Origin of the sequence: Amycolatopsis jejuensis (assembly GCF_000717335.1) — a bacterium.
Lineage (GTDB): Bacteria > Actinomycetota > Actinomycetes > Mycobacteriales > Pseudonocardiaceae > Amycolatopsis > Amycolatopsis jejuensis.
This window is the reverse complement of record NZ_JNYZ01000019.1, coordinates 83,495-95,944: the sequence shown is the minus strand read 5'-3', so window position 1 is coordinate 95,944 and position 12,450 is coordinate 83,495. Positions and strand designations below refer to the sequence as shown.

10 protein-coding genes are annotated in these 12,450 nt (G+C 70.7%); 9 read left to right on the top strand and 1 reads right to left on the bottom strand.

Annotated features, from left to right (window positions below):
• Position 1: 1 nt before the first annotated feature.
• The gene (locus OO71_RS25370) at positions 2–1,036 is read right to left on the bottom strand and encodes a TRM11 family SAM-dependent methyltransferase (protein WP_033292396.1); all 1,035 of its coding nucleotides are present in this window, start codon (positions 1,034–1,036) and stop codon (positions 2–4) included.
• 25 nt (positions 1,037–1,061) lie between these two features.
• Between OO71_RS25370 and OO71_RS25365 the strand changes: the two genes are divergently transcribed.
• The 9 genes from OO71_RS25365 (at position 1,062) to OO71_RS25325 (ending at position 12,406) form a co-directional block, all read left to right on the top strand.
• Positions 1,062–2,078, top strand: coding sequence for a DHH family phosphoesterase (locus tag OO71_RS25365; protein ID WP_033292395.1), 1,017 nt, complete (start codon positions 1,062–1,064; stop codon positions 2,076–2,078).
• A 927-nt stretch (positions 2,079–3,005) separates the two neighbouring features.
• Positions 3,006–4,343 carry an MATE family efflux transporter gene (locus tag OO71_RS25360; RefSeq protein WP_033292394.1) on the top strand — a complete coding sequence of 446 codons (1,338 nt, stop codon included), beginning with the start codon at positions 3,006–3,008 and terminating at the stop codon, positions 4,341–4,343.
• Between the two features lie 608 nt (positions 4,344–4,951).
• Entirely contained in the window at positions 4,952–6,265 is a 1,314-nt protein-coding gene (locus tag OO71_RS25355) for an MFS transporter (protein WP_033292393.1), read from the top strand.
• Between the two features lie 232 nt (positions 6,266–6,497).
• Positions 6,498–7,412 (top strand): tRNA pseudouridine(55) synthase TruB, encoded by a 915-nt coding sequence (truB, locus tag OO71_RS25350; RefSeq protein ID WP_084145268.1) that lies wholly within the window; start codon positions 6,498–6,500, stop codon positions 7,410–7,412.
• 40 nt (positions 7,413–7,452) lie between these two features.
• Complete coding sequence (locus tag OO71_RS25345; protein WP_051792102.1) at positions 7,453–8,421, top strand: bifunctional riboflavin kinase/FAD synthetase; 969 nt, start codon at positions 7,453–7,455, stop codon at positions 8,419–8,421.
• A gap of 143 nt (positions 8,422–8,564) precedes the next feature.
• Positions 8,565–9,041 carry a helix-turn-helix domain-containing protein gene (locus OO71_RS25340; protein ID WP_033292392.1) on the top strand — a complete coding sequence of 159 codons (477 nt, stop codon included), beginning with the start codon at positions 8,565–8,567 and terminating at the stop codon, positions 9,039–9,041.
• Between the two features lie 3 nt (positions 9,042–9,044).
• Positions 9,045–9,518, top strand: coding sequence for an RNA 2',3'-cyclic phosphodiesterase (thpR, locus tag OO71_RS25335; RefSeq protein WP_033292391.1), 474 nt, complete (start codon positions 9,045–9,047; stop codon positions 9,516–9,518).
• 130 nt (positions 9,519–9,648) lie between these two features.
• A complete protein-coding gene (gene rpsO, locus OO71_RS25330) occupies positions 9,649–9,918 on the top strand; it encodes a 30S ribosomal protein S15 (protein ID WP_033292390.1) in 270 nt (89 codons plus the stop codon).
• 226 nt (positions 9,919–10,144) lie between these two features.
• Positions 10,145–12,406, top strand: a complete 2,262-nt coding sequence (locus OO71_RS25325; protein ID WP_033292389.1) for a polyribonucleotide nucleotidyltransferase — start codon at positions 10,145–10,147, stop codon at positions 12,404–12,406.
• Positions 12,407–12,450: the final 44 nt, after the last annotated feature.

Here is a 12,450-nt window from a genome sequence, read left to right as displayed (position 1 = left end):
TCTAGCCGGGTTTGCTCGCCACCACCAGGTCCCGCACGATCGCCTGGTCCACCCGATGCGCGAAATCGTCATACGGCCCACCGGACCGGACCTCGAGCCCGGCGCGTTCCAGGATGGTCACCAGGTCCGCGCGCGGCAGCACATGCGTATTCCACGAGATGCCCAGCGCGCCGCCCGGTCGCAGCACGCGGGTCCACACTGGGACCGCTGCGGCGAGGAGGTCGCGCGGGCTGCGGGCCAGGTCGGCCTCCCGGTGGCTGCCGTGCTGGACGCCGTACGGGGCGTCGGTGACCACGAGGTCCACAGAGGACGGACGGAGTACCTCGTCGGTGGTGAGCGTGTCCGCGTTGAGGTAGCTGAGCTTGCGAGTCCGGCCGGCTTTGTAGTCGTCCTTGCCGAAGGCGTACTCGACGTCGAGGCGGCGGCCGAGGCGGACCTTGTTGCGGCGCAGCTGCCCGGATTCCGCGGTGTGCTTCACGCGTTTCGTGCGCAGCCACGTCTTCACGAACTGTTCGTACGCCTCGAAATCGCGGCCGTCGACGTCGAGGCCGGTCGCGTCGAAGCCGTACATCATGGCCTGGTTGAGGGTGGTTCCGCGGCCGCACAGCGGGTCGAGTACGTGCAGCGGACGGTTCGGCCAGTCCGCGGGATGCGCGGTCGCCAGGAGAGTGAGGTTGAGCAGGAGTTTGGTGAACTGCTCGTTGGTTTTGCCCGGGTACTTCTGGATCGTGAGCAGGTCGGAATCCGCTGCGGCGAGCGGATGCACGGGGACCGGCCGCAGCAGGTCGCCGGTGAGTTCGAAGAGGGCGTAGAGCGAGGACAGGTTCGACAGCAGGGTCAAGTCCCGCTCGCCGAGCGGTTCCGTCGAGGTGAACTTCACGTACCCGACGCCGCCGAGCTCGATCTCCTCGATCGCGGTCACGTCGGCGTCGAGACCCGCGCCGAAAGCCGCCAGCTCGGCGCGCAGCAGCGCCGGTGACGACGCGGCGTACACGCGGTTGGCGGACGGTAGATTGAGGATCACGTACTCGGGCATCCCGCAGAGCGTAGCGTGACGCTTTGTGACAGGTATCCAGGAGGACATCGAGGCCGCCGCCGCGCTGCTGGCCGCGGCCACCGACGTGACGCTGCTCGGGCACGTACGCCCCGACGCGGATGCGCTCGGCAGTGCGCTCGCCCTCGGCCACGTGCTGCACCGGCAGGGCGCGCGAGTCCGGGTTTCGTTCGGCGAGCCGGACGAGGCACCGGAAACGCTGGCCTGGCTGGACGCCGACGGCCTGCTGACCCCCGCCGACGCCCTGCCCCCGACCGACGGCCTCCTGGTCGCCCTCGACACCCCCGCTCCCGCACGCCTCGGCCGGCTCGCCCCGCGGGTCGCCGCCGTGCGGGCGGCAGGCGGATCGGTGCTGGTGGTGGATCATCACGCGACCAACGCGTACTACGGCACCCACCACGTCGTCGACGAATCCGCCGAAGCCACGGCTGTGCTCGTGACGCGGATCATCGAGGCAATGGGCGCCGAACTCGACGAGCCCGCCGCGCGCGGCCTGTACGCCGGGATCGTCACCGACACGAGCGGTTTCCGCCGCGCGAGCCCGGAGACCCACCGGATCGCCGCCCGCTTGCTGGAGGCAGGGGTCGACCCGTCAGAGGTAGCGCGCCGGATCATCGACGACCACCCGTTTGCATGGCTGCCCATGCTGTCGGCGGTCCTGTCGGAGGCTCAGCTGGAACCCGAAGGGGCACAAGGGTTCGGCTTCGTGCACACCGTGGTCCGCGCGGCTGAGGTGGCGTTGGTGCGGAGCGAGGAAGTGGAGTCGGTGATCGACGTGGTCCGCGCAACCCGGGAGGCAGGCGTGGCGGCAGTCCTGAAAGCCGCGGGTCCGGTCGACGGGAGTCCAGTGTGGACGGTGTCCCTGCGCTCGGCGGGTGACGTGGACGTGTCCGCAGCCGCCGCAGAACTGGGCGGCGGCGGCCACCGAATGGCGGCGGGCTGCACGGTGACGGGAAGTGCGGAGGAGGTCCTGGCCCTCCTGCGAGAGGCATTGGGGCGGGCACCACTGCTGCGTGCTTCGTAACCGGCCGTTTGGGGGGTCTTCCTGACCAGGGTGTGGTGCCGGGCCGGGTTTTTGCTGTTGCGGGTTTGGTAGCTGGGGCGGGTTGTCGGTTGGGCGCCGCTGCATGCTTTGTTATCAGACGGCGCGTTGTCGGTTGGGTGCCGCTCCTTGCTCCGTGATGAGACGGCGTGTCGTCGGTTGGGTGCTGTTGCTTGGTTCGTGACCAGATGGCGCGTTGTCGGTTGGGTGCTGTTGCGTGCTCAGTGACGAGATGGCGGGTTGTCGGTGAGGCGCTGCTGCGTGCTCAGTGACCAGATGGCGCGTTGTCGGCTGGGCGCTGCTGCGTGCTCCGTGATGAGACGGCGTGTCGTCGGACTGGATCTGCAAGCCAGCCCGCACGCGTGCCGACTCGCCCGGCTCCTCATCGAGGGCCCACAAGCCTCACCAGTCCCACGAGCCCGGACAGCCTCATGAGCCCCAGCATCCCCACGAGCCTCGCCGCACATGAGCCCCATGGTCAAGCAGCCCTTCGCACGAGCTAGACGAATCCCCCCGCGCCCCCGTCACCGGACGCTGACCGAGGTCGCCCGTTCAAGCCGCGAACACAGGCCCTCTCGCCCTGGAACCTGCCCGTCATTCTGCCCACGCGGTTCCCGGTTAGCGGTTGTGCTCGCGGCCCCGACGGGTGGTTCGTCCGCGGATCCCGGCCAGCAGCCCTCCTCGGTCTTGGCCCGGAACCCCGGCGGTGATTCCGCCCCACGGTTCAGCCAGTGGTCATGCCCGCGATCCCGGCGGATGATCCCGCGCCGAAACCCCGCTGCGAACCCAACCTCTCGACCCGACCCATCCGGCGCTCACCACCCGGTCCGCCAGCCCCACCACACCCAAGATCACCCCCGGCGATCCTGCCCTCCGGAATTGTCGGTGCCGGTCGCTAGGCTCCTTTGCGTGTCCGAAGAAACCACGGTCTCCGCTGCTCGCGGTGACCGCATTCCGCCCCGCCGGGTGTTCGGGCTCGCCGTGCCTGCGCTCGGCGTGCTCGCCGCCGAACCGCTCTACGTGCTGGTCGACACTGCTGTCGTCGGGCATCTCGGGGCCTTGCCGCTTGCCGGGCTTGCGCTCGGCGGGGTCGTGCTGTCCCAGATTTCCACGCAGCTCACCTTCCTGTCGTACGGCACCACCTCCCGCACCGCCCGGCTGCACGGCGCCGGCCGCCGCAACGACGCCGTCCGCGAAGGGGTGCAGGCCACCTGGCTTGCGGTGCTGGTCGGGCTGGTGCTGCTGGTCGCGGGGCAGTTGCTGGCCGGGCCGATCGCGCGGGCGCTGTCTGGCAGTGACGAAATCGCCGCGTCGGCCGTGTCGTGGCTGCGGATTGCGTTGTTCGGCGCGCCGCTGATCCTGATCACCATGGCCGGCAACGGCTGGATGCGCGGCGTGCAAGACGCAGCCCGACCACTGCGCTTTGTACTGGCGGGCAACGGGATTTCGGCGGTGCTGTGCCCAGTGCTCGTCTACCCAGCGGGGCTGGGTCTGGAGGGGTCCGCGATCGCGAACGTTGCGGCGCAGGTCGTGTCCGCGTCGCTGTTCATCGCCGCGCTGGCGCGGGAACGCGTGCCCCTTCGGCCGGATTTCCGCGTGATGCGGGCACAACTGGGCCTCGGCCGCGACCTCGTGTTGCGCAGCTTCGCGTTCCAGGCATGCTTCGTGTCGGCCGCCGCGGTGGCGGCCCGTACGTCCACCGAGGCGGTCGGCGCACACCAGGTCGTGCTGCAGCTCTGGACGTTCCTCTCCCTGGTCCTCGACTCGGTCGCCATCGCCGCGCAATCGCTCGTCGGCGCAGCGCTGGGCGCAGGAGCGGCCCGGCAGGCCCGCGGGGTCGCGACGCAGATCACCGGATACGGCCTGGTGTTCGGCTGTTTCCTGTGCGCGCTGTTCGCCGGATTGTGGAGCGTCCTGCCCCACGCGTTCACCAGCGACCCGGGCGTACTGGGCGAAATCCCGCACGCATGGTGGTTTTTCGTGGCACTGCAACCGATCGCCGGAGTGGTCTTCGCCCTCGACGGCGTCCTCCTAGGCGCAGGCGACGCCGCCTTCCTCCGCACCGCGACGCTCGTCAGCGCGGCCGTCGGCTTCCTGCCGCTGATCTGGCTGTCGCTCGCACTGGGCTGGGGACTGAGCGGAATCTGGACCGGCCTGTCACTCTTCATGGTGCTCCGGCTGGCCGCAGTGGTAGCCAGATGGCGCTCCGGCCGATGGGCGGTGGTGGGCGCGATCAGACAGGCGTGATCCGAGCTTGGCCGCCGCCGGGGACAAGTGGGGAGGGTCCGGAGAGCGACGCGCTGTACCGGTGGGGTGCCGGAGCCTGCGTGCGGTACCGCGCGGGAGGGTGCCCGGTTGGCGTGTGCGGGTCGCCGCTGGTGCTAGGCCGAGTGCGGTGGCGTGGCGACCGAAGCCAGGTGCCTGGGCGTGGCGAACATGCGCGGGTGCCCGGTGGCGCTGGGCCGACGTGCGGTGACGTGGCGAGCCCTGCCGAGGCTCCTGGGTGTGGCGGTCGCGCGGATGGCCGGAGGCGCAGAGACCGGCGCTGTGCAGTGCGTTCATCCGGGCCGGCTGCCCGGACTCAGCCGGAGTAGGGCCCGGACGTGTGCCCGCCCTCGCCCAAGCCGCCCGGGTCCCCGCCGAAGTCCTTGCCTGAGCTCTCGCCGTGCGGAGCAACCCCCCCGGCGATGGCTGTGGGCAATCCCACCTGGCAGCGCGCTATGGAAAGCCGTCGCTGAGGCGATACAACCATTGAGGCGGCAGCGTCGTCGTCCGGAACCCGAGAATCCGAAACCGAGAACCGAAAACGACACCCACAACTCAGACGCTCGCTCGCCTGCTCCCGGGAGGAACCCTTGTCGCCCGCCGGTCGCGCTTCTGTCCGGTCCTGGCTCATCTGGCTCACCGCCGTTGCGGTGTACCTGCTCGCCGTCTTCCATCGCACCTCCTTCGGCGTCGCCGGGTTGCAGGCGGCGGAACGGTTCGGCGTCGGGTCTGCTGCGCTCGGTGTCTTCACCGTTCTGCAAGTCGGCGTGTACGCGGCCATGCAGATCCCCACCGGAGTCCTCGTCGACCGCTTCGGTTCGCGCCGCGTCCTGACCGCCGCCGTGCTCATTCTCGGCAGTGGGCAGCTCCTGCTCGGGCTCGCCGACAGCTATGCGCTCGGCCTCGTCGCGCGCGGCGTTCTCGGGCTCGGCGACGCGCTCACCTTCGTCAGCGTCCTCCGGCTCGTCGCCGCGCACTTCCCTGCGCACCAGTACGCCCTCATCGCCTCCTTCACGTCCGCCGTCGGCTACATCGGCAACCTCGCCGCCACCGTCCCGCTTACGCTCCTTCTCGACGGTCCCGGATGGACAGTCACCTTCCTCGCCGCCGGCGCCGTCACCGTGCTCTACGCGGTCCCGGTCGCGATGCGCGTGCGCGACACCCCGGCGGGCGCGCCCGAATCAGTGCGGGAATCCGTGCCCGCAACCGAACTCGCGCGGCGGGTGCGCGTCGCCTGGCGGATACCGGGGACTCGGCTGGGATTCTGGGTCCACTTCACCACGATGTTCGCGCCCAACGTCCTCACGCTCCTGTGGGGCGTCCCGTTCCTGGTGCAGGGACAGGGTTTCCCGGCCGCGACTGCGAGCGCGATGCTCACAGTCTTCGTGTTCGGCTCGATGGCGGGCGGTCCGCTGCTGGGCGCGGTGATCGGCCGCCGCCCGTCGTTGCGGATGCCGCTGGTCGGCGGGTACCTCGGCGGCGCGGCGCTCGTCTGGGCGGTGCTGCTCGGCTGGAACGGCCAGGTCCCGGTCGGCGTTCTGGTACCTGCGTTCGCGTTCCTCGCCCTCGGCGGCCCGGCGTCGATGATCGGGTTCGCGCTGGCCCGTGACTACAACCCGCTGTCCCGCGTCGGCACCGCGACCGGCGTGGTGAACGTCGGCGGCTTCGTCGCGACCACGGTCACCGCGCTCCTGATCGGCGTCCTGCTCCAGGCGACCGGCGGCAACTTCCGGATCGCGCTGCTGTCCGTCGTCGGCGTCCTGGCGCTGGGTACCTTCCGGATGCTCGTCTGGTGGCGCCGGGCGCGCGCCTGCGTGTTCGAGGCGGAGGCCCGCGGCGAAGCCGTCCCGGTCCGGATCCACCGCCACCGCTGGGACCGCGAACCGCAGGAGGCGCTGGCCTGACCCGACAAGCCAACCCCGGCCCGGCCCCCGGACCGCCGTGTCACAAGCCGACCCCGACAAGCCGACCCCGACAAGCTGACCCCGGCACCGAGCTGACCCCGGCCCGAGCCGACCCCGGCATCGCCCAGCACCATCCGCCGGACCGCCGCCGCCACAACCCGACCCGACCCAACCCAACCGCCCCCAGAGCCACCTTCCCGCCCGCTATCCGGCGCTGGGTAGGGTTTCCGCCGTGTCCCGCCCGAAAGAACCGCGTCGCCCCGCCGCTGCACCCGGACTGCTCATCGTCGACAAACCGGCGGGGATGACGTCGCACGACGTGGTCGCCAGGGCGCGGCGGATCGTGGGTACCCGCAAGGTCGGCCACGCCGGCACGCTCGACCCGATGGCGACCGGCGTGCTCGTGCTCGGCATCGAACGCGCGACCAAGCTCCTCGGCCACCTCGCCCTCGACCGCAAGACCTACCTCGCCACCCTGTCCCTCGGCCGCTCCACCACCACCGACGACGCCGAGGGCGAATCCCTCACCGACGCTGCCCCCGAAGCCCTCGAAGCCGTCACCGACGGGCAGATCACCGAAGGCGTCGCAGCGCTGACCGGTGATATCCAGCAGGTCCCCAGCGCCGTCTCCGCGGTCAAGATCGACGGCAAACGCGCCTACGCCCGCGTGCGTGCCGGGGAAGACGTCGTGCTCCCGCCGCGGCCGGTCACCGTGCACCGGTTCGACGTCCTGGACCTCCGCCGCGAGGACGACCGGATCGAGCTCGACGCCGTCGTCGAATGCTCGTCCGGTACCTACGTCCGCGCGCTGGCCCGCGACCTCGGCGCCGGGCTCGGCGTCGGTGGGCACCTGAAAGCGTTGCGCCGCACCACAGTCGGCCCGTTCACGCTCGCCCGCGCCCGCACTCTCGACCAGCTCGAGGAGACCCCCGAGCTTTCGCTGGACCTCGACGCCGCGGTCGCCGCGGCCTTCCCGAGGCGGGACCTCGACGCCGCCACCGCACGCGCGGTCCAGTACGGCAGGCGCATCCCCGCGGGCGGCATCGACGGCACGTACGGCCTCTTCGACCCGGACGGGCACGTGCTCGCGCTCGCCGCCGACACCGAGGGAGTGACCCGCTCGGTGGTGGTACTCCTGCCCGCATAGGGTGGGGGCAAAGGCACCGGCGCGGGGAGAGTTGACGGCAGTGCAGCGGTGGCGTGGTCTCGGGGATCTACCCGGCGGGTGGGGACGGTGCGTCGTCACCATCGGCGTGTTCGACGGCGTGCACCGCGGGCACCAGGAGCTGATCAAGCGCACTGTGCGCGCGGCCGCCGAACGCGGCGTGCCCAGCGTGGTGCTCACCTTCGACCCGCATCCGTCCGAAGTCCTGCGCCCGGGCAGCCATCCCGCGCAGCTCACCACGTTGCGGCGCAAGGCCCAGCTGGTCGAGGGGCTCGGCGTCGACGTGTTCTGTGTCCTGCCCTTCACCCTCGAACTGTCGCGGCTCACCCCGCACGAGTTCGTGCACGAGATCCTGGTCGACCGGCTGCACGCGGGGGCGGTGCTGGTCGGCGACAACTTCACCTTCGGCGCCAAGGCCGCTGGCAACGTCGCGCTGCTGCGCGAGCTCGGCAAACGCTTCGGCTTCGTGGCCTACGGCGCCGAGCTGCAAGGCCGTTCGCTGGCCGAAAGCGGCGAGGACGCCAACGACATCACCTTCTCCTCCACGTACGTCCGCTCGTGCATCGACGCCGGTGACGTGGTCGCCGCGGCCGACGCGCTCGGCCGTCCGCACCGGCTCGAAGGCATCGTCGTCCGTGGCGACGGCCGGGGCCACGACCTCGGTTATCCGACCGCCAACCTGTCCACCGCGCGGTTCGCCGCAGTGCCCGCCGACGGCGTGTACACCGCCTGGTTCACCCGGCTGTCCGATCCGGACCGGCGGCTGCGCGCGGCGGTGTCGGTGGGCACGAACCCGACGTTCTCCGGCCGCGAGCGCACGGTGGAGGCGTTCGTGCTGGACGTCGACGAGGACTTCTACGGCAGGCATGTCGCGCTGGACTTCGTCACCCGGTTGCGGGACCAGGAGCGGTTCGGCACGCCGGACGGCCTGGTCGCCCGGATCGACGAGGACGTGGTCCGGACCAGGGAGGCACTCGGGTCGGACGGCTGACCGCCCGCCCGGAGCGGGGGAAATCGGGCGTTCGGGCCGTGCCCGGGCGCGCCGGGTGGCAAGATGACCCCGGCGGCACCGGCGTGGCGAGCACGTCCGCGCGGCAGCCGCCGCGGGACGACAGTGCTAGGGGAGCGGAGCAGGTGGAGGACCACAAGATCGTCCAGCGGAACGTCGCGCTGCAGCGGGAGTGGTACGGGGAGCCGCTGGGGGATCGGGTGCGCCGGCTGGTGGTGGCCTTCGACGTGTCGCAGGCGTTCCTGGCCGAGGTGCTCGGGATCAGCGCGCCGATGCTGAGCCAGGTGATGAGCGGGCGGCGGGCGAAGATCGGCAACCCGGTGGTGCTGGCCCGGATGATCATGCTCGAACGCAAGATCCTCGTGCCCGAGGTCGCCGCGGGGGACCGCGACGCCATGCAGGCCGCGCTGGAGGACGTCCGCGATTCCCGGCCCACCGTGGGCCGCGACAACATCCCGGTCAGCTCCGACGAGAAGGCCCTGCTGGCGTCCATTCGCGACATTGCCGAGGAGGAGGACCTCGGCGAGGCCGCGAAGGTGCTGGACGAGGAGTTCCCGGCGATCGCCGATCTGCTCCGCCGCGCGGGAGCGGCAGGCGAGTAGTCCGTGCGGCTGTTCTCCGCGCTGGTGCCGCCCGCCGACGTCGTGGCGGAAGTGGCCGCCGCGCTCGGCGACCGCGACGACGCCCTGCGCTGGTCCGCTCCGGAAGACTGGCACGTCACGCTGGCCTTTTACGGCGAGGCCGACCTCGCCGAGCGCACTGCATTCCTGACCGAAGCACTCGACGGTCGCCCGCCGATCGACCTGCGCCTCGCCGGAGCGGGAACATTCCCGGGCGTCCTGTGGTTGGGAGTGACGGGGGAAGGCCTGGCCGAGCTGGCGGAAGCCGCGGGAGCACAGGAGTACCGAGCGCACGTCACGCTGGCCCGCTATTCGCGCGAACACCCGGGCCTGGCAAAGCGGTGGGAGAAGCGGCTCACCGGGTTCGAAAGCCGGAGCTGGACCGCGGACGAGGTCGTGCTGATGCGCGGTGGCAGGCCGTATCGCACGCTCGCGACCAGGTCTCTGCACCGTGCGTGAAGGCCTGACGCACCCTGCTGGTAACCTCGGCAATCGGGTCCGGCTGCAGTCCGTGGCGGCCGTGACCGGCTCACCCGGCCGCGTGGTGCGGTACGGGCCCCACGGCACCTAGGTACAAGGAGCAACACCAGTGGCGCTGTCCACCGACGAGAAGAAGACGATCCTCGCCGAGTACGGCTTGCACGACTCGGACACCGGATCCCCCGAGGCCCAGGTCGCTTTGCTGACCAAGCGCATCATCGGCCTCACCGAACACCTCAAGACCCACAAGCACGACCACCACTCCCGCCGCGGGCTGCTGCTGCTGGTCGGCCGCCGCCGCCGGCTGCTGAACTACACGGAGAAGGTGGATGTGGCGCGGTACCGCGAGCTGATCAAGAGGCTCGGGCTGCGTCGCTGACGCGGACGACGAGGGGGAGTGGCTGACGGCCGCTCCCCCTCGCTGCAAAAACAGGCGCGAGCGCGCTGGAGGAGAAGACTTCGCCGGTCCTCGGTAGTGGTTCCCGGGTACGGACCCGGGGGCTTCGATCGAAGACCGGCCGCACTCCTCGAGCGTCCCCGGCGAAACGGGTCCCACGATGGGAGACTCGCGCCACGGAGAAGGAACCAAAGAGGAGATTGACCCTATGACCGACTCCACCGGAGTCACCGTGCACGAAACCGAAGCCGTTCTCGACAACGGCCGGTTCGGCACCCGCACCGTCCGGTTCGAGACCGGCAGGCTGGCCAAGCAGGCCGCCGGCGCCGTCGTCGCGTACCTGGACGAGGAAACGATGCTGCTGTCGGCGACCACGGCGTCGAAGCACCCGAAGGAGCACTTCGACTTCTTCCCGCTCACCGTGGACGTCGAGGAGCGGATGTACGCCGCGGGCCGCATCCCGGGCGCGTTCTTCCGCCGCGAGGGCCGCCCGTCGACCGACGCGATCCTCACCGCCCGCCTGATCGACCGCCCGCTGCGCCCGTCGTTCGCCGACGGCCTCCGCAACGAGATCCAGGTCGTCATCACGGTGCAGAGCCTCAACCCGGACGACCCGTACGACGTGCTGGCGATCAACGCCGCGTCGGCCTCCACCCAGATCGCCGGGCTGCCGTTCTCCGGCCCGGTCGGCGGCGTGCGCGTCGCGCTGATCGAGGGCCAGTGGGTCGCGTTCCCGACCTGGTCACAGCTGGAGAAGGCCACGTTCAACATGGTCGTAGCGGGCCGGATCGTGGGTGACGACGTCGCGATCATGATGGTCGAGGCCGAGGGCACCGAGCACACGCTCGACTTGATCGCCGCGGGCGGCACCGCGCCGGACGAGACCACGGTCGCCCGTGGCCTGGAGGCCGCAAAGCCGTTCATCCGTGCGCTGTGCGAGGCCCAGCAGCGCCTGGCCGCCGACGCCGCCAAGCCGACCGGCGAGTTCCCGGTGTACCCGGCCTACCAGCCGGACATCTACGACGCCGTCGCCGCGATCGCCGCCGGCGACCTGGCCGCTGCCCTGCAGATCGCCGGCAAGCAGGACCGCGACAACGCCACCGACGCGGTGAAGACCGCGGTGCTGGAGAAGCTCGGCCTCGGCGATGGCGAGGCTTTCGAGGGTCGCGACAAGGAGGTCGGCGGTGCGTTCAAGGCGCTGACCAAGAAGATCATGCGCAAGCGGGTCCTCACCGAGAAGATCCGCATGGACGGGCGTGGCCTCACCGACATCCGCCAGCTCTCGGCCGAGGTCGCGGTGATCCCGCGGGCGCACGGCTCGGCGCTGTTCGAGCGCGGCGAGACCCAGATCCTGGGCGTCACCACGCTGAACATGCTCCGCATGGAGCAGCAGATCGACTCGCTCTCCCCGGAGACGCACAAGCGGTACCTGCACCACTACAACTTCCCGCCGTTCTCCACCGGCGAGACCGGCCGCGTCGGCTCGCCGAAGCGGCGCGAGATCGGCCACGGCATGCTCGCCGAGCGCGCGCTGGTGCCGGTGCTGCCGAAGCGCGACGAGTTCCCGTACGCGATCCGCCAGGTCTCCGAGGCGCTCGGCTCCAACGGGTCCACCTCGATGGGCTCGGTCTGCGCGTCCACCATGGGCCTGTTCAACGCCGGGGTGCCGCTGAAGGCGCCGGTGGCGGGCATCGCGATGGGCCTGGTGTCCGACGAGGTCGACGGCGAGACGCGCTATGTCGCGCTCACCGACATCCTCGGCGCCGAGGACGCGCTGGGCGACATGGACTTCAAGGTCGCCGGCACGAAGGACATCATCACCGCGCTGCAGCTGGACACCAAGCTCGACGGCATCCCGTCCGAGGTGCTCGCGGCCGCGCTGAACCAGGCGAAGGACGCCCGGCTCACCATCCTGGAGGTCATCGCCGAGGCGATCGACGGCCCGGACGAGATGAGCCCGTACGCCCCGCGCGTCACCAGCGTGAAGATCCCGGTCGACAAGATCGGCGAGGTCATCGGGCCGAAGGGCAAGATGATCAACTCGATCACCGAGGAGACCGGCGCCGACATCTCGATCGAGGACGACGGCACGATCTACGTGGGCGCGGCCGACGGCCCGTCGGCGGAGGCGGCGATCGGCAAGATCAACGCCATCGCGAACCCGCAGCTGCCGAAGGTCGGCGAGCGCTTCCTCGGCACCGTGGTGAAGACGGCCGCGTTCGGCGCGTTCGTCTCGCTGCTGCCGGGCAAGGACGGCCTCGTGCACATCTCGAAGCTGGGCAACGGCAAGCGGATCGCGAAGGTCGAGGACGTGGTGAACGTCGGCGACAAGATCCGCGTCGAGATCGCCGACATCGACAACCGCGGCAAGATCAGCCTGATTGTCGTCAAGGAAGAGGACGCTGCTGCGGCGGCGGCCCAGCCCGCCGAGGGCGAGGCCGCGGCCGAGGAGAAGGCCGAAGCCAAGTAAGGCCGCTTCACACGGCGCAAGGTCCGGGAAGGCCCCCTCTCCGC